The organism is Enterococcus sp. BSD2780061688st2 D3, from assembly GCF_005844145.1.
Classification (GTDB): Bacteria; Bacillota; Bacilli; order Lactobacillales; family Enterococcaceae; genus Enterococcus_B; species Enterococcus_B durans.
Genome location: NZ_SPHN01000007.1, coordinates 87,265 through 104,653, shown reverse-complemented (window position 1 = coordinate 104,653; position 17,389 = coordinate 87,265). Strand labels below are relative to the sequence as shown.

General features: G+C 39.3%; 21 protein-coding genes and 2 other annotated features. Of the genes, 1 reads left to right on the top strand and 20 read right to left on the bottom strand.

The annotated features are described in order from the left end of the window. Positions 1-40 precede the first annotated feature (40 nt). From FGQ66_RS07495 to FGQ66_RS07430, 14 genes are all read right to left on the bottom strand, one after another. Entirely contained in the window at positions 41-298 is a 258-nt protein-coding gene (locus FGQ66_RS07495) for a hypothetical protein (RefSeq protein WP_138302093.1), read from the bottom strand. Next, complete coding sequence (locus FGQ66_RS07490) at positions 285-671, bottom strand: VOC family protein (protein ID WP_138302092.1); 387 nt, start codon at positions 669-671, stop codon at positions 285-287. The genes FGQ66_RS07495 and FGQ66_RS07490 overlap by 14 nt, the downstream gene beginning before the upstream one ends. Before the next feature lie 147 nt (positions 672-818). Continuing rightward, a complete protein-coding gene (locus tag FGQ66_RS07485) occupies positions 819-1,532 on the bottom strand; it encodes a B3/B4 domain-containing protein (protein WP_138302091.1) in 714 nt (237 codons plus the stop codon). Continuing rightward, the gene (locus FGQ66_RS07480; protein ID WP_113846457.1) at positions 1,525-2,064 is read right to left on the bottom strand and encodes a GNAT family N-acetyltransferase; all 540 of its coding nucleotides are present in this window, start codon (positions 2,062-2,064) and stop codon (positions 1,525-1,527) included. Before FGQ66_RS07480 ends, FGQ66_RS07485 begins: the two co-directional genes overlap by 8 nt. A 13-nt stretch (positions 2,065-2,077) precedes the next feature. Next, positions 2,078-2,530, bottom strand: coding sequence for a MarR family winged helix-turn-helix transcriptional regulator (locus FGQ66_RS07475; protein WP_081134191.1), 453 nt, complete (start codon positions 2,528-2,530; stop codon positions 2,078-2,080). A gap of 326 nt (positions 2,531-2,856) precedes the next feature. Continuing rightward, positions 2,857-3,609: a tryptophan synthase subunit alpha gene (trpA, locus tag FGQ66_RS07470; protein ID WP_138302090.1), complete on the bottom strand. Its 753-nt coding sequence runs from the start codon at positions 3,607-3,609 to the stop codon at positions 2,857-2,859. Beyond that, entirely contained in the window at positions 3,606-4,793 is a 1,188-nt protein-coding gene (trpB, locus tag FGQ66_RS07465) for a tryptophan synthase subunit beta (protein WP_081134189.1), read from the bottom strand. The genes trpA and trpB overlap by 4 nt, the downstream gene beginning before the upstream one ends. Positions 4,794-4,868: 75 nt before the next feature. Continuing rightward, positions 4,869-5,471 (bottom strand): phosphoribosylanthranilate isomerase, encoded by a 603-nt coding sequence (locus tag FGQ66_RS07460; RefSeq protein ID WP_138302089.1) that lies wholly within the window; start codon positions 5,469-5,471, stop codon positions 4,869-4,871. Further along, positions 5,468-6,226, bottom strand: a complete 759-nt coding sequence (trpC, locus tag FGQ66_RS07455) for an indole-3-glycerol phosphate synthase TrpC (RefSeq protein WP_138302088.1) — start codon at positions 6,224-6,226, stop codon at positions 5,468-5,470. The genes FGQ66_RS07460 and trpC overlap by 4 nt, the downstream gene beginning before the upstream one ends. A gap of 8 nt (positions 6,227-6,234) precedes the next feature. Beyond that, positions 6,235-7,236: an anthranilate phosphoribosyltransferase gene (trpD, locus tag FGQ66_RS07450; protein WP_115234786.1), complete on the bottom strand. Its 1,002-nt coding sequence runs from the start codon at positions 7,234-7,236 to the stop codon at positions 6,235-6,237. Continuing rightward, entirely contained in the window at positions 7,220-7,762 is a 543-nt protein-coding gene (locus tag FGQ66_RS07445; protein ID WP_138302087.1) for an anthranilate synthase component II, read from the bottom strand. Before FGQ66_RS07445 ends, trpD begins: the two co-directional genes overlap by 17 nt. Beyond that, positions 7,759-9,123: an anthranilate synthase component I gene (gene trpE / locus FGQ66_RS07440; protein WP_138302086.1), complete on the bottom strand. Its 1,365-nt coding sequence runs from the start codon at positions 9,121-9,123 to the stop codon at positions 7,759-7,761. The genes FGQ66_RS07445 and trpE overlap by 4 nt, the downstream gene beginning before the upstream one ends. Positions 9,124-9,182: 59 nt before the next feature. Further along, positions 9,183-9,413 (bottom strand) — a binding site (T-box leader). 42 nt (positions 9,414-9,455) lie between these two features. Further along, positions 9,456-9,683, bottom strand: a binding site (T-box leader). A gap of 45 nt (positions 9,684-9,728) precedes the next feature. After that, entirely contained in the window at positions 9,729-10,328 is a 600-nt protein-coding gene (locus FGQ66_RS07435; RefSeq protein ID WP_081134183.1) for an NUDIX hydrolase, read from the bottom strand. Positions 10,329-10,475: 147 nt separating this feature from the next. Beyond that, positions 10,476-11,231: a TIM44-like domain-containing protein gene (locus FGQ66_RS07430; protein WP_138302085.1), complete on the bottom strand. Its 756-nt coding sequence runs from the start codon at positions 11,229-11,231 to the stop codon at positions 10,476-10,478. Between the two features lie 149 nt (positions 11,232-11,380). On the opposite strand from FGQ66_RS07430, the gene FGQ66_RS07425 reads away from it, so the two are divergent. Further along, the gene (locus FGQ66_RS07425; protein ID WP_138302084.1) at positions 11,381-11,878 is read left to right on the top strand and encodes a cysteine hydrolase family protein; all 498 of its coding nucleotides are present in this window, start codon (positions 11,381-11,383) and stop codon (positions 11,876-11,878) included. A gap of 391 nt (positions 11,879-12,269) precedes the next feature. Here the strand turns inward: FGQ66_RS07425 and FGQ66_RS15810 are convergent, their stop codons facing one another. The 6 genes from FGQ66_RS15810 to FGQ66_RS07400 form a co-directional block, all read right to left on the bottom strand. Then, complete coding sequence (locus FGQ66_RS15810) at positions 12,270-12,353, bottom strand: putative holin-like toxin (RefSeq protein ID WP_227259831.1); 84 nt, start codon at positions 12,351-12,353, stop codon at positions 12,270-12,272. 280 nt (positions 12,354-12,633) lie between these two features. Continuing rightward, positions 12,634-13,503 (bottom strand): triphosphoribosyl-dephospho-CoA synthase MdcB, encoded by an 870-nt coding sequence (locus FGQ66_RS07420; RefSeq protein WP_138302083.1) that lies wholly within the window; start codon positions 13,501-13,503, stop codon positions 12,634-12,636. Positions 13,504-13,524: 21 nt separating this feature from the next. Next, on the bottom strand, positions 13,525-14,610 hold the full coding sequence (locus FGQ66_RS07415; protein ID WP_138302082.1) for an acyltransferase family protein: 1,086 nt from the start codon (positions 14,608-14,610) through the stop codon (positions 13,525-13,527). 23 nt (positions 14,611-14,633) lie between these two features. After that, positions 14,634-15,227 (bottom strand): malonate decarboxylase holo-ACP synthase, encoded by a 594-nt coding sequence (locus tag FGQ66_RS07410; protein WP_005880527.1) that lies wholly within the window; start codon positions 15,225-15,227, stop codon positions 14,634-14,636. Positions 15,228-15,230: 3 nt separating this feature from the next. Beyond that, positions 15,231-16,907, bottom strand: a complete 1,677-nt coding sequence (gene mdcD, locus FGQ66_RS07405) for a biotin-independent malonate decarboxylase subunit beta (RefSeq protein ID WP_081134177.1) — start codon at positions 16,905-16,907, stop codon at positions 15,231-15,233. Next, positions 16,897-17,196 (bottom strand): malonate decarboxylase subunit delta, encoded by a 300-nt coding sequence (locus FGQ66_RS07400; protein WP_005880530.1) that lies wholly within the window; start codon positions 17,194-17,196, stop codon positions 16,897-16,899. The genes mdcD and FGQ66_RS07400 overlap by 11 nt, the downstream gene beginning before the upstream one ends. Positions 17,197-17,389: the final 193 nt, after the last annotated feature.

Below are 17,389 nucleotides of genomic sequence, written 5' to 3'. Positions count from 1 at the left end.
TTAGCTTTTTATTCAAAACTTAAATTCTTGTCGTATGCTCTTATTTTTTCGTGTTTTCGCGAGCAATTCGTCGCTGTTCTTCTGCAATAAACGCCTTATTGTCAATTTCATGTTGCCAACTTGTTACCGTATCATGTGCATGGTTCATTGAATTCAATCCACCAAAGCCAGTATCGACCATCTTGCCCCAGCCTTTTGTACGATCTTTGCCAGATTCACTATTTTTCTTTCTTAACTTTTCACTTTTTTCTCCCCGTCGCTCTTTTAAGTACACTTCCATTTTTTCAGTTAGACTCATTTTCTTCTTCCTTTCTTTCCATCTGGCCAATCACAAAATAGTTTCCTTCCGGATCAGAAAAATTAAATGTCAAAACTCCGTTGTTGTCCGCGATTTCACCAGGATTTTCCATTTGTTCATAGATTTCCTCAAATCGATCGGTAAAAAATAGTATTGATGGAGGCGTACCTAATACTTCTGGTGAAAAGCGTTGCACAAAAACTTTAGGGAAAATACCTAGTTCAAATTCAGAAGAGATGGCTACTATCACACTGTGGAACTCTTCTGGTAATTCAACTGTTTCGCTGACTGTCGCTCCTAGTTTTTCGACAAAAAACTGACTGATTTTTTCAACATCTTCTGCATAGAGCATCACACGAGTTTTACCGATCATTTTATATCCTCCTTTTATTTCCTTTTGTATAGGGAAACTAATTACTTCTATTATATCACGAAAACGGATTCTACCAAAAAAACCTCTACCAATGCAAGAACGCTTTCAAGCACATGGTAGAGAGTTCTTATCGGTGAGGCTTATTTTTTAATTTATTGTTACTTCTGTTTGATTTTTTGTTAAAGTGTAATGATTGCTTGTCACATGGAATGTTTGATCGATCATTTTCTTTAATTCAAGGATTGCTTCGTTCCCACGTTTTGCTTGTTCTGGATTGATTGATTCGATAACCAAGACAGCATGCGCAGTTTCTTCGGTAAGCATTGTCCGCTGTGCTTCTCGCCAATTGAAACAACGGCAAATAGCACCTTCTTTATCATAGTAGATGATTTCTTCTGGCAACGCTGGCGCATCTTTGTCTGCTCCTAGAGGTAAGAAGTTTTCTCCACCTTTTGCCTTTCCTAAATGCAGATCTCCTTGGATTTTCGCAATATCTTCCCCACCACATGGCACACCATATTTTAGTGAGATGCTATTGTAAATATCTACCAAAGGATTGATTGGGTAAAATTCACGTTCTTGATTGGCCCTTTTCAATAACGCTTCAATAGAAGAGCGTGCCCCTTTTTTTGTTTTGAATTGCGAAAAAGCTTGGCGCCACTGTGCAATCACTTCATTTTGACTAAAGGGTTCTTCTGTTAGATATGTTCTTGCTTCTTTCGCTGCCTGATTCAATAAATGATGATAGGTTTCTTCTTGGTCTTCTTGGACATGATTATCGATACCTTCAACAGTTAAGATTTCGATCGTTGCTTCCGGGAAAACTTCCCAAAAAGTTGAGTCTACAATTACTTTATTCATTCATTTCTCCTCCATTGATTTTTTTGACAAAAATATAATCTGTTTGAGCGTCATCACCCATATAAAAAATATGTTCGCTATGATGCGAAAAACCATGTTTCTTGTAAAAGCGCAGTGCTGGGTGATTGTGTTCCCATACGCCTAACCAAATTGCTTCTTTTTGTTGTTCTTGCGCTCGTTGGATAGCAAGTGCCATAAGTGTTGAGCCGATTCCATTTGCTTTAAATGCACTGCGTACATAGATCCGCTCAATTTCTAAAAAATGATCCCCCATTTTTTCTGATTGTGCTTGGTCAACATTCAGTTTCAAATAACCTGCGATCTCGCCATCGACCATTGCCCAGTAAAATTCTGATTGTTCATTTTGCAGTTCTTTCATCAATTTATTGATCTCATATGCTTCATCTAAATAAATCCGCATCAGTTCCTCACTGTTATATGCGCCAAACGTATCTCGATAGGTTTCAATACTGATTGTTTGAAGAAGTTCCGCATCTGAAACGGTCATTTTCTTGATTTCGATTTTTTCCACTTGCCTGTTCCTTTCAATAAATTCTTTTGTTGCCCTTTTTTACAAAATTCCAATCCTCACTCACATTTTGTCGAACTTTTTTTAACATCCTTTGCAATTGTTCAACTTCTTCTGATGTCAATCCTTTGAGTGCTACCTGATTGGAATAATGGTGTTCCCGGATGATAAATGGATAGATTTTTTTACCTTTGTCTGTCGGATAGAGTTTCTTGATTTTTTTATTTGTCTGATCCGCCGCACTTTGGACCATCCCTTTTTCTTCTAACCGTTTGATTGCTCGTGCCGTCGTTGTGCGATCGACTTTGATCATTTCTGCTAGTTTTTCTTGGATGATTCCAGGATGTTCACAAATACGTACCAAATAAAGATATTGACCTCTTGTTAATTCGATTTCTTTAAATTCAATATTGCTGATCGAATCTAAGGCTCGAGAAATCATCCCGATTTCTCTAATGATGTCGTCCATCTTGTCCTCCTTTGGTTAAATGTTAGTCTTATTTTACACTATTTAGTTGCAAATGCAACAATTTTTAACCAAAAAAGAAAGTTCAGTCGTGATTATGTGAAAAGAGCATGTGGGGCAAATCTAAAAATCAGGTTTGCTAAAGACTCTCGAGTAAACGGCATCCAAAAGTCAGGTCTTTCGGAAATTTCAAAAAAAGAGGCGGGAACAAAAGTAAGAAACACTTTTGTCTCGACCTCTTTCCTTCACTTTCATTATGCCTGGACGTCTTTTTGATTATTTACCGAGTTGCTTCCTCAATAGCCCCAACTATTGTGAATATTACTCTTTTAACGCAAGAGTTCCCCAATCAATTCTTGTGTTTTGGTCAATCCATCTACTTGTAAGGAATGGACAATCTTAGATCCTACTACTACTCCATCGCAACACTGCGCAAATCGCCGGACATGTTCTGCTTTTGAAATGCCAAAACCTGCTAAAACAGGAATCGCACTTTTTTCTTTGATTTCTTTTAGATGCTCTGTCAGATTTTGCTGATAGGTTTTATTGACTCCAGTTGTTCCGTTGATCGTTACCGCATAGATAAAGCCTTCTGCTTCTTTTACTAAGGTGTCGATTCGTTCACTCGGACTAGTCAAAGAAACCAATTGGATCAGTGCAATGTCGCCTAGCTCAGGCAAGACCAAGTCACGGTGCTCATAAGGGAGATCCGGGATAATGACCCCTTGGACATGACAATCTTTTAAATCATCTACAAGTTGCTTCACACCGTAATGAAAGAATGAATTACTATATCCCATTAAAATCAATGGGACTGGTGAGCGATAATCTTGTAATACTGCAATGATTTTCTTTAGTGTCACCTGATGTTTGAAGGCATTCAAACCAGCTTCTTGAATAATGGGACCATCTGCTACTGGATCGGAAAAAGGGATCCCTAACTCAATTGCAGTTGCTCCGCTTTTTGCTAACATCTCGATTTCTTCTGGTAAATGTTCTAGGCCCTGTGCACCAGCCATGATGTAAGGAATGAATAAAGGTTTTGTTGTTTGATTTTCCAAATAAAGGGTTAAAGGTTTCATGCTTGTTCCTCCATTTCTTTGATTTGTTGCACATCTTTGTCCCCACGACCCGATAAGCAAACGACGATCAATTCATCTTTAGCCATAGTTGGTGCTAATTTCATGACATGAGCTAACGCATGGGAACTTTCTAATGCTGGAATGATTCCCTCTTTTTCAGACAAAAGATGGAATGCTTCGACAGCTTCACGATCGGTGATTGCTGCATATTCTGCACGGCCACTAGTATATAAATAGGAATGTTCTGGTCCGATCCCCGGGTAATCCAGACCTGCCGAAATAGAAAATGCTTCAATGACTTGTCCATCATCATCTTGAAGCAAGTGCATCTTCGCTCCATGCAGCACGCCAACACTTCCTTTATTGATCGATGCAGCATGTTCATTGGTATCCAAGCCATGCCCTGAAGCTTCAACACCAATCAATCGCACTGGATCATTGAGGAAAGGATAAAACAATCCCATTGAATTACTTCCCCCACCAACACATGCGATCGCCACATCTGGTAATCGGCCTTCTGCTTCTAGAATCTGGCGACGTGCTTCAGTTCCAATCACGCTTTGGTAATCCCGCACAATTTCAGGGAACGGGTGCGGGCCTAAGACTGATCCCATGACGTAATGTGTATCTTCTACATGTTCGACCCAATAGCGTAATGCCTCGTTGACTGCATCTTTGAGTGTCTTGCTGCCAGAAGTCACACTGACTACCTTCGCACCTAATAACTCCATCCGAAAGACATTCAGCTCTTGGCGTTTGACATCTATTTCTCCCATAAAGATCGTACATTCCATCCCGAACAAAGCAGCCGCAGTAGCCGTAGCGACTCCATGTTGCCCTGCTCCTGTTTCTGCCACAACTTTCTTTTTACCCATTCGTTTAGCTAACAGTACTTGTCCTAATGCATTGTTGATTTTATGGGCTCCTGTATGATTCAAGTCTTCCCGTTTCAAATAGATCTTCGCACCACCAAGATGTTCTGTTAATCGTTGTGCAAAATAAAGTGGATTCTCACGTCCTACATATTGCTTTAAATAGTAGGCAAATTCTTTCTGGAATTCCTCATCTGTTTTTGTTTCTTCATAAGTTTCTGTCAATTCTTTGACTGCGTACATCAAGGTTTCTGGGACGAATTGTCCACCAAATTCCCCATAAAATCCTTGTTCATTCGGTTGTTGGTACATGTTGTTTCCTCCTTTTTTACTGATAGACTGTGTCATGCCTTTTTATCGCGTTGCTTTCAACGGATCCTTTACGTTTCAGCTGTTATCAGCAATTCTCACCGCTTCACAAAATGCGCTGATTTTTGCTAGATCCTTTTTCCCATCTGTCTCGACACCACTTGATACATCCACTACTTTCGGTTGGAAATAAACAATGGCTTCTCCCACATTTTCAGCTGTCAAACCGCCAGCTAACCACAACTTTTCTTTTTCTAACTGCTGTACTGCGACAGCTGACCAATCAAAACGCTGACCATTCCCGCCCATATATTTAGTAGGTGGGGCATCCAATAAAAGAAAATCTTCACCAGTCGCTACTGTCAATGACACATTTTTAATCACACTTTTTGCTCGAATAATCGGAACATCCAACTGCTGAAACTTTTTTTCTCCATGGATCTGGACGAAATCAAGTTGAGCGATCTTAACAATCTCTTCGACGAATTCTTTTGTAGGTGAAACAAATACCCCGACTTTTTTTACTTTTTCAGGAAGATCTTGTGTAAGTGTACGAACGTTTTCGGGGGTGATTTTTCTTGGACTCTCTGCGAAAACAAATCCGAGATAAGAAGCCCCAGATTGAATTGCTGCATCGATCGCTGCTTTTGTCGTCAATCCACAAATCTTGATCTCAGTCATCTTCTCGACACCTGCAATTCCTTTACTTTTTCTTCCACGTTTCCTGCTCTCATCAGCGTTTCACCTACCAAGATTCCTTGATAATTTTGACTGATTTTCTCAACATCCTGTGCTGTTTTAAAGCCAGACTCACTGATATAAATACATCGACCTTCTGGCTGACTCAAATCAATACTGGTCTGTATGCTGACTTGGAAGGTCTTTAAGTTGCGATTATTGACCCCAATGATCGTAGCGCCGATTTCTTTCGCAGTTGCTAATTCCTGGGCGTCGTGGGTTTCCACTAAGACTTCTAAGCCTAACTCAGTCGCATACTCATGCAATTCCTTCAATCTTACCTTTGGCAAAGCCGCAACAATCAGTAAAATCAGACTTGCACCTGCTTGTTTTGCTCGTACGATCTGCTGTTCATCAATAATGAAATCCTTACATAACACCGGTACATCAACTACTTGAGCAACTGCCGTCAAATCATGGATCGTTCCATTGAAAAAGACAGGATCGGTCAATACAGAGATGGCACTGACACCAGATTTTTCATATGTTTTCGCCTGCTGCAAAATATCAACCGTTCCATTGATCAGGCCTTTAGAAGGAGAAGCTCGTTTGATTTCGCCAATGATATGGACTTTTTTAGGATTTCCTTTTACCGTTTGATAAAAGGAAGGCCGCTGCTTCTCTACTCGTTTTTCGACCGGCGTTAAGTTGTTCACTTCATTTGCTTTTTCTTTTAAGATTTTCTCTAAAAAATCCATCCGCTCACCTACTGTTCTTTTAATAAATTTTGTAATGTATCAAATGCTGCACCTGATTGAATCACTTGTTCTGCTTCCTTGATGCCTTCTCTAATTGACTGAACTTTAGCACCTGCTAGAAAACCTAATCCCGCATTTAGGAGAACCGTTTCGTAATACGGTGTTTTCTCACCTTTTAATACCGATAATAGAATCTCTTTATTTTTTTGAACATCTCCTCCGGTAATGGCAGTCAATGGCAGTGACTTCAAGCCCACTTCTTCTGGTGAAAATGAAAACTCGCTGACTTTTCCTGACTGATAAAAAGCACAATGGGTCTTGCCTCCCAAATTAGCTTCGTCCATTCCCTGATAGCCATGAAGAACTAGTGCTTGTTTTCTCCCTAACTTTCCTAATGTTTCAGCAGTTGATGCTAGTGAATCTCCTGCATAGGTCCCCATCAGTTGATACTCTAATGGATAAGGATTGATCAATGGACCAATCAAGTTAAAGATCGTGGGTGTAGCTAATTCTTTACGCACACTCATGACTGCTCTCATTGCAGGATGCATTGCAGGGGCAAAGAGAAAAGCAATCCCAACGTTTTTTAAAAGATGATCGATTTGTTCTTTGCTGTTGGTGATGGTAACGCCTAATGCTTCCAACACATCTGCACTTCCAGAGCGGCTCGAGATACTGCGATTGCCATGTTTTGCCATAGGGATTCCCCCACCTGCAAGAACAAATGCCGCTGTCGTACTGATATTGAAACTTTGTGAATGATCGCCACCAGTACCACAATTATCCATTACCCCAGTTGGTGCTTTTTCCATTGGAATCGCCCGCTTTTGCATCACATGAGCCAAGCCTGTCAATTCTTCTGTACTTGCCCCTTTTACCTTCAATCCGATCAACACACCGCTGATCTGGTTTGCGGTCACTTCTTGATCAAACATCGCAGTCGCTAACTGTTCCATTTCTGCTTGTGATAAATCTTTTTGCTGATAGATACGTTCAAATAGTTGTTGCATCAGTAATCCCTGCTTTCTGTAAAAATTCTGTTAAATATTCTTTCCCATTTTCAGTACCGATAGATTCTGGATGGAATTGCAGTCCATATATCGGGTATTCCCGATGTTTCATTGCCATGATGTAGTCATCCACTTCTGCGGTGATACACAGTTCTTCCGGAAAATGTTCTTTTGACACAATCAATGAATGATAACGCATGATTTTCTTGTGGTTGATCACCGATTGCTTCCCATGCATGATTGTGGGTGCAGATACGATCTTTGCACCAAATACTTCACCAATGGCTTGATGCCCCAGACATATTCCTAAAATTGGTTTCGTTTGATAGAACAATCGGATCAATTTTTCTAGATCACCTGCTTCTGCTGGTTTTCCAGGCCCCGGTGAAAGAATGATGCCATCAGCTTTGCGAGCGACTTCCAACAGTCGTTGGTCGTCATTTCGTAAGACGATGATCTCTGTATCTGGAAGTAAATGAACCAAGTTATACGTAAAAGAATCATAATTATCGACTAATAAAATCATTTTCTTACCTCCAATAGCCCTTTCGCTTTTTGTAATGTTTCAAAATACTCGCTTGTCGGATCAGAATCATAAACAATTCCCGCACCTGCTTGCACGTACGCTTTTTTGCCTTTCACTACCATCGTGCGAATAGCAATGGCAAAATCAGCTTGGTTGTCTTGCGAAAAGTAGCCAACTGCGCCGGCATAAATCGAGCGTTTCACTGGCTCCCACTCGTAAATGCGTGTCATTGCACGAATCTTAGGTGCCCCACTGACCGTTCCTGCTGGTAAAGTTGCTTTCAACGCATCCATCGCAGAAAAACCAGTTTTCAATCGGGCTTGCACAAGTGAAACGATATGCATGACAAAGCGGTAACGTTCAACTGTCATGAAAAGAGGAACAGTTACCGAACCATGTTGTGCGACTTTCCCCAGATCATTGCGCCCTAGATCGACTAACATCTGGTGTTCTGCAATTTCTTTCGGATCACTTATCAGTTCTTTTGCTAACTGATCATCCAACTCTTTACTTGCCCCACGTTTTCGAGTACCGGCAATCGGGTTCGTTGTCACGATCTCCCCTTTGACTCGAACTAAACTTTCAGGGGAACTCCCAATAATCGTTGCTTGAGGGAATGGTAAAAAATAAAGATAAGAAGAAGGGCTGGTCACTCGTAATTGACGATAGTAATCAAAAGGATCAATCGTAAAATCTACGCTTAATCGTTGTGAAGGAACCACTTGGAATAAATCACCCTCTCTGATTTTTTGTTTTGCTTCTGCAACGATCTGTTCAAATTTTTCTTGTGAAAAATTACTCTTGAATTGTAAGGACAACGAAGGTAGTTCACTTCCTTCTGCTTCATTCATTGTTCTGATTTTTTGCTCGATAGTTTCTAATCGTTGTGCTAACACTTCTTCCGTTTCATGGCTGTAGCTATTGCTCACAACGACAGTTATTTCTTGCTGTTGATGATCATAGATCACGAATGATTCGTAGAGATAAAATTGCATGTCTGGTAAGCCCAATTCATCTTCTGGAATCGTTCCGATCTCCTCGTAACACGCCGCAATGTCATAGCCTACATAGCCAATCGCCCCACCTTGAAATGGGAGCTCTTCATGTAGTTCTTCTTCAACCAACACGTATTTTTCAAGTTCTTTCAGCGGGTCCTTACAGCGGTATGTTGTTTCATCAAACGAAAACTCTCCTTCTGCATATTTGACGTGATGCGCTGGCTCAAATGCAATGACTGAATATCTGCCATTTTCTTTTTCTCTGGGGATGCTTTCCAATAAACAACTTTTTTCATCTCGCAGGCGATAATACAAATTGATTGGCGTTAAACAATCGCCATTGATTTTCTTCGTTTTTCTCATTTTTTTCTCTTCCTTCCTTTTATGTAAACAAAAAAGCCCCCAAGTCAGACGAAGTCCAACTTGAGGGCGGATGTACCACGGTGCCACCTCAATCATATGCTAAAAAAGCATGTCTCGATCGACCATCTAACAATGGTCTTTCTCTGTAACGGGAGTTCCCGTCATCCCCTACTTTGGTTCAAGGATGCTCGGACAAGTCCATTCACTAAGCAAAAAATACTTCCTTCTCATCATCGGAAATTTTCTGTGACTTTTCTTTTCTCAGCTACTTCTCTTGTCATTGATTTTTTTATCTAAAATACAAAAAAGCCCCCAAGTCAGACAAAGTCCAACTTGAGGGCGGATAATCCACGGTGCCACCTCAATCATATGCTAAAAAAACATATCTCTATCGACCGTCTAACAACGGTCTTTCTCTATAACGGGAGTACCCGGAAGTCCCTACTTGATTCAACACTTCAGTCCAAAAGTCCATTTCACATGATCCACTTACTGATTCGCAGCCCCATCAGCTCTCTGAAAAGATTGATCCTGTTACTTCTCTTTTGTAAGACACTTATTTTCGATAATAATACGCTCTCTTATTTTACTTGTCAATACTTTTTTTAGTCAAAATAAGGTAACGGTCCGTTGGCTAAAATTGCCAATTGTTCCTTCGTCGTTCGCTTGATCGATAATGGTGGCAACTCATCTAAAGCAAAAAAAGCACTATTTGATGTTTCACTATTTTCCACAAATGAGCCGGCTAGGATAGTACATGAAAAAACAAGCTTATAATATTGAAAAAGTTGCGGAACATCTTTTCTTACATTCGTATCGAATAAAGCAAGTAGTTTATCTGCTGTCACGATGAGCCCCGTCTCTTCTTCAACTTCTTTTTCGATATTTTCTTTAGGCGAAAGCCCAACTTCTGCAAATCCCCCCGGCAGTGCCCATTCCTTTGTCCGCTTATCTTCAATCAAGAGAACTTTATCCTCCTGCTTGATGTAGGCTCGAACATCGATTTTCGGTGTGGGATATCCTTCGTTTTGCTCTGTTAAACGAAATAGTTCAGCTGAAGTTTCTGTACCGATTCCACTCAATAATTCAAGAGCTATCGTCCGCAGCTCTTCATATCTTTCTTTATCAAATACGTCTTTTCCGTAAAGTAAGCCTGCTTCTGCAATCGTCAATAGTCTTCTGTACTGATCAAATCTGGTCTGCATCTCGTTTCTCCTTTATCAACATCCTTTTCTCAAGTATAAGGATGTTTGGACCAACTGACAAATCCGTCCACTTGAACGTAGCACAATTTTAACTTTTCCATTACTTCACTTATCCACATGATTTATAAGCTATTGTCTATGGATCGTTTAATCTGTGTAAATTGGTTGAATAAAATCTGCTCTCCAGAGATTTTCTTCCTGATCATAGTCAAAGTACCATATTTGAGAAAATTGCTGTCGTCTTCTACGGCTGCCTGAAATAACCCGTCTATCTTGCCGATTGATCGTGTAATCGAAACAACTGAAATCGATTCGGATCGAGAAGCTTTCTTCATGGATTTTCCGATAATTTTCTAAGGATTGGATACTTACCTTTTTAGTATGATTCTTGACCCCATCCGCTTCATTTTCCTGCAGCACCCGTTGATGTTCCTCAAATAGTCGTTGTGTATAGCAGTTTCTCACTTTCTCGAGAGTTTCATGATCCCAAGCATTTTGAATGGTCAGAAAGATATTTTCTACTGTTTCACATAATTCTTTTTTTTGTTGTTTCGTTCCTGGCATAGCAGCAAATAGAACATCTTTACGCTTGCGTTCGACTTTATTCCGTTTATAGCGCCTGAAACCATAAGAACCGATGATTGCAAGCGGTGCGATCCACATTCCACGACCCACAGGATAGTTACTTGTTTCATAATCGCTGTAATACCTACCTCCTGTGTTCATATAGCCACGAGAACTCGATCTGTTACCAGTCGAAACTCCTCCAGAATTAAACCCGCCACCGCTACTACCAAAACTACCACCGCCATGTCCACCAGCAACTGCAAAGCAAGCAGTTGGCATAGTAAATAAAGCGAACAAACATCCTAAACTCACAACTAGACCGATTATCTTTTTCATCATTATCCTCTTTTAACTAAAATAGTATAAAAATCATATCCTTTGTTTCTTTGCACGTCAATATGTATTACAATGTATCTAATTTATTGTTCTGTGATCCAATTCTCTTCACAGAACAACAGTGTTCAACAATTTAGGGGGAAGTACACATGCTTGCTGATGCATTACTGATCATCGATCTTCAAAATGGCGTCTGTCACCAAAAAGACCAATCAATCGATCATCTCGAACAATTAGTTCTAACTGTTAATTCTTTGATACACAACTATTCCGGGCGACCAATCATTTTCATTCAACATTGCGATGAAGAATTGGTGGAAGGAACATTTGCTTGGGAGGTCATTCCTGAGATCCACACTGAAAAAGGAACTCATTTTGTCAATAAGATCCATGCCAACTCTTTCTATCAAACAAATCTTCAGGAACTGCTCACGCAATTAACTATCACTTCTTTAGAAGTCTGTGGTGCTCAAACACAATATTGTGTAGATACCACCGTTAAATTTGCCCATGGATTAGGGTATCAGCTACAAATGCGTAAATCTGCTTCTACTACGTATGATACTCCTGTCATGTCTGCAGAAACGCTGATTCGTTTTTATGAAGATATCTGGGATGGCCGTTTTTTGAAACTCTACGAAGAGTAGTTTTAGGACTTTCTTATCTCTGACAATGCGTATTGAACAAAAAAAGAATTAAGTTGTATTTACGTAGAAATAACCTCGAAAGTTAGTTGATGTTGCACCCCATAACTTGGATATTAGGCCAGGTTATGGCGCTCTTCAATGAAAGTCTAACTTTTTGGGGGTACTACATTTTTCCGATCACCTACCATGTATTTAGTTCAACAATCTAAACTTCCAAAATAATTTGAATCCTATGTGTACATTGTACTTGTAAGAATCAACAATCTAAGCTAATATAAAGAAAAGGAGCTATGTGCGAACATAGCCCCCATGTAGAACCGTTAAAAAGACGGTGACAGTTATTAATTGTTTTTTTCAAACCATCTAACGACCTGTCAAAGTGTTTAGATGGTTATTTTTTGTCCTTATGGTCACTAATCAGCAAAACCAATGTCGCAAAAGCGATCATCAGTTGAATTGCTTCAAAAGTTGACACTTGCTTACTCCCTTCTAGGGATAAAGCGATGAACCATAGGCATCACCCCTTTTTCAAGAGATTAGCCACCATCTTTTCACTTTTCTACTTTAACTTCAGAAGTGATAGCCAAGTTCTCTGTTGCTAGAACAGTAGTCCAAAAAAAAGCTAAGCAATCCTGCTTAGCTCCCAATGATCCAGTTTTATGGGTGCGCTACATTGTTGGTCTAACTTTTGGGGCGCACTTCATTCCCCTAACTTTTTGGGGTTATTTTTATAACAAACTGGATGCTTGTATGTTTTACCAATGTTGAACGAGAACACGATCGTTTCCTTGGCTTTTTTTTTCCCAACTTTTCACTTCTACCAAAAATATACCAGCTGCCAGCAGATCTGCACTGCCCCCAGGTGAAATTTGTTTCTTTTGGCAAAAACGAAGAAGTTCAGAAAAACTAGGATTCGGTAGCAGACGTTTACTAGCATCATAAGCCAGTTTTTGCATCTTGAACAATGTCGTTTCATCGCTACGATGCAACACACAGGTATCTTCAATCGTACTCATCAAGACTAATAACATATGCAACTGCTTTTGCTCTTTTGAATCTGTCGAAAAAGACTCATATGAGGTCAATGCATGTGCCAAATTAGGATAGCCTAAGACAGCTTCTTCGTATGCACCATTGACACCATATTTTTTCTTAACGACAAGTCCATGACTTTTTTGTTTCGTTTGAAATTTAGAGTCTGGAAAAGCAGCTAATTTTCCCACAGTTTCAAATAATTGGGGATAGTCTAAAGATTCATTACCACTGATTTTCTGAGAAATGACACTGCTTAAGAGCCCCATGACCCAAATAGCCCCTTTATGTGTATTCACACCATTGGTTGCTTTAAGCATCGCTTTTTCCGCCTGTCGACCAATTTCTGCAATTTTTTCACGTAATTCTTGGTCGATTGGATGGTTCCACGATACAATAGCCATTTGTTTAAAAAAAGGAGTCAATGACTTAGCTGAGCGAAGAAACAAAGACAGATCCATATCATGATGGGCACCTGTACTGTGGGCATCCACTAAACCAGGCTTGGGGCTCAATTCCACTTCTGCTATCAATGCTTTCTCCACAGAATAAGCAATCTGCGCTGCCACCATTTCCCTTTGTTTTTCTCTCATGACAAAAACTCCTTTCATTTTTTACTTACTAAATACTTTCTTCACGTTAGACCAGATAAGGTGTAAGATCCAACTTAAAGCAAATGCACAGCTAGCTGTAGCTAAATATGCCACAAGGATCATTATTCCAGAAGGTAATCGTAAGAAACTATCTTTAAAGAATAGTAACAATACTTGGAATACAAAGACATTCGCTAAATACGTACGATATGCGTACACAGATAACCATTTGAAAAGTGGTAATTTAGGTGAATCATTGATGATCATTTTTGAAGCGCCCATGAAGACGGCAAAAATAATAACTAAGCTATACAAACTTTGAATCGTATTCAAGTAAGGAGCGTTAGCAAAACTCAAATCTCCTGGATGTTCTAATAATGAACGAACAGAAAATAGCGCAATGACTAAGCCTACAGGCAAGAACAAGTAACGAACTCGATTCAATACATTGAATACTTCCTTGTGATACATGAAAGCAGCTACGCCATAGATACCATAGATAATAAAACTTAGTACAAATCGATCAAGTAGGTATAAACTTTGATGGTATGGTCCATTCAATACTTGTGATTGATAGAATAAATACCAAACAACGTAGATGGCTGTTGAAACGATCATTGTTGGCCAAACATGCTTTTTATTCGCAAAGAATTTATAGCCTAACCAAACAAAAAACGGCATAAACAATTGGATCTGTAACATCATCACGGTATACCATAAATGTGGCGCTCCGTCACCAGTCACATATTTCAATAAGAAGCTACCTACATTTGTATAAGGTGTTTGTTGTTGTACAGCTGGGAATAACCATAGATACGCAGTTGCCCATAATACGTACGGAACAAATAATTCAAAGAATTTTTCTTTTAAAAATTCCCCGTAAGATATATGTTGACTAGTTTTTACCATATTATAAACAATTGCAAAAATAAACATCGGAGCAGTATATTTAACCATCACGTAAAATGTTCCAATAAAAGCAGCTGTCGTTTCATTGTGTGCATTCGCTAATGCAAATGATAAAATAGTTTGCATCATTACGGCAGTTACAGCAGACACTTTTTGGAAATCGCTTACATTGATTTTGATTTTCTTATTTTCAAACATCTCTTTCTCTCACTTCAAATTTATTACCAAATTTCTTTGGTTAATTTTGGACCTTCTGTTGTTTTCAAAAGAATTTTTTTCTCTGGATTTCTCAAATATTCTTTTAAGGAAAAACCACCTTGAGTTGTGATCACTTGGGTATCGAATTGCTCAAAAAAATCAGGGTGTGACTGGATCGCCTTCAATGGCAATCCAGCTGGAGTATCCACATAAAGTAAAAGATCAAAGTCACTTGTTTCTTTTACTGCCGGTATATCCGTTGTCAGTTCAAAACCTAAACTTCCTCCGACTCCCCACTTTGTTCCTGATAAAATTTCTCTTGCAGCATGAAATTGCTGATAAACAGGGAATTGGGCAATGTCTGTTTGACGAAATGATTCACGGTCTGTGATTTCCCACGGATGTATTACTTTTTGAACCATTCGAGTAGGTATTTCTAGTGCAAACCGCTGATTTCTGGCAGTTCCACGCAAGCCGATCGGTAAGGTTTCAGAATAGTCGGTCATTGCTCGGCGGACTGTCGCAAAAACATGATCTGAAAGAGTTACCCAGTCAGGCAAATCATTATTTTCAATTACTTGTTTATCAAAACAAACAATATCATGTGCGTTGATCATTTTTTAAGCATCCCATTCTTCAGCCATTTTGGCACGTACTTTGTTTGTTTCAACACGTCCCATTTTTTTAGCTGTTTCATTTGTATAACGAGCTGTTAGCATCGTATCATTTTTTTCACGTACGTCACTGATAGCAGCATTGATTGCTTTGATGACTTCATTGACATTTTTTTCTGAAGCTTTTTGATCAGTGATATCTTCTAGGAAGCAATGGATCGCTCCTAATTTTGTATAATTGTTGATATCGTAAGCAATAGCAGGAACTTTATCTGCTGCAGCTTCGATTTCTGCAATCGTCCGTTTTGTTACACGGGCAGCACTTGCTTTAGACATTGCTTGAACAGTGATTTCTTTACTGTTTAAAGCAATCAAGCGACTTGATTGTAATCCGTGTGCTAAGAATGCACCAGAAATTGCGTTACCAGCAATCAAACCGATAACTGGATGACCAGCTTGACGTAATTTTGCATATGCAGCAGCGCTGTTTGCAAGAGCGACATGGATTCCGATCAATTCTTCATTATAACCATATGCTTGACTAGGAACATCAATAACGATGACGATTGGACGTTTGATGACTTTATCTTTATCTTCTTCATAAACATGGTTCAAGATTTGTCCCATGCGGAAGCCTTCAACCAATCCAACTTCACCATTACGGACACGGTACATTGGATTTTTTGGATCAGGAACGATTGATGTAACAATTGCATCTTCTGCAAATTTATCTGATTCACCATAGTAAACTGTACCAACAGATGAAGTAGGATTTTTCATATCAGTCAATGCTTCAAACCATTCGTAACCAACACTTGTAGCTGCTGGTTTGTCGCCTTCTGAAACAGTTGGTAATTCAACTGGTGTTGCTTGATGTTTCGCAATTGCTTCGTTGTATTCAGCGATAGTCATTGGTTTTGAAAGATCAAGTGAATCCAATAAAGAAAGATAGAATTCTGAGCTTTCACTGCGATGTGTATCTTTACGTTCATTGATTGCAGCTACTACTGCTTCTTTGATCGATTCAACACTATCTGTAACCAATTCATCGATGATTTTTGATTCAACACGTTGGCGTGAACCTAATGTGTTCCAAATCAAATCTTTATCACTTGAATCGAATTCACGTACGCCAGCTTCTTGTTCAATAACTTCTGGTCCATTCAAACCAACTCTTGCTTTTTTCGTTGCAATCAAGTAGCTCATTAGTGCAGAAGTGATTGACATCCCACCAAATGAACCAACGCGGCCAGGAACAAGTCCAATAACTGGAACATATTCTTTTAATGCAATAATCATATTTCCGATTTCAGAAATAGATAATAAACCGTAGTTTGCTTCTTGTAAACGAACACCACCGGTATCTAAAACGATGATTGGAAAGATTTCATTTCCTTTTTTGTTTTCTTCTAAAGCATGTTCCAATGCAGAAACGATTTTCGCACCAGAAACTTCACCGATACCACCACCTTGGAATTTACCTTCCATTGCAATGACTAATGCTTGTTTTCCAGCAATAGTTCCTCGGCTTACGACGATTCCGTCATCACTTTCAGGGACGATACCTTGTGCTAATAAACTTGGTGCGATCAATTGATCAAAAGGATCGATCAATTCATGACCATTGTCTAACAATGCGTTGACACGGTCTCTAGCATTTAATTCTACAAAACTATTTTTCATCAGACAGTTCCTCCATTGCTTGCGTCAATCGTAAATAGACAACACCTGGCGTTGCGCCAAAGTCATTGATGACGATATCTGCTGAAATTGGATAACGATCAAAAAATCGAGTTAGGACATTTGCCCAAACTTCACCAAAACCGTCACTACCTGTACAGATTTTGATTGTTGATTCTTGTTTTGTTGTTGGGAACATCAAGATTTCTAAGTCTCCTGATCCAACTACACCTACATGGATTTTTTTATTAATTGGTTGATTCGTTGGGTACGTATAGGATAATTGTTCCATGAATCTCTCCCCTTTTCATCCGTATTTTATTTGATTCTTTCTATTGCTTCTATAGAAGAAAGTACAAAAATCAAACATTTCTTTTTGCACTTTCTTTCGGAAGCGAAATGCGTAGCAATGCTCTTTTATACATGCACTAGCATATTTTTTTCAACTATAAGACAAGTCAAAAAGTTGTTGAAACACTGTCACC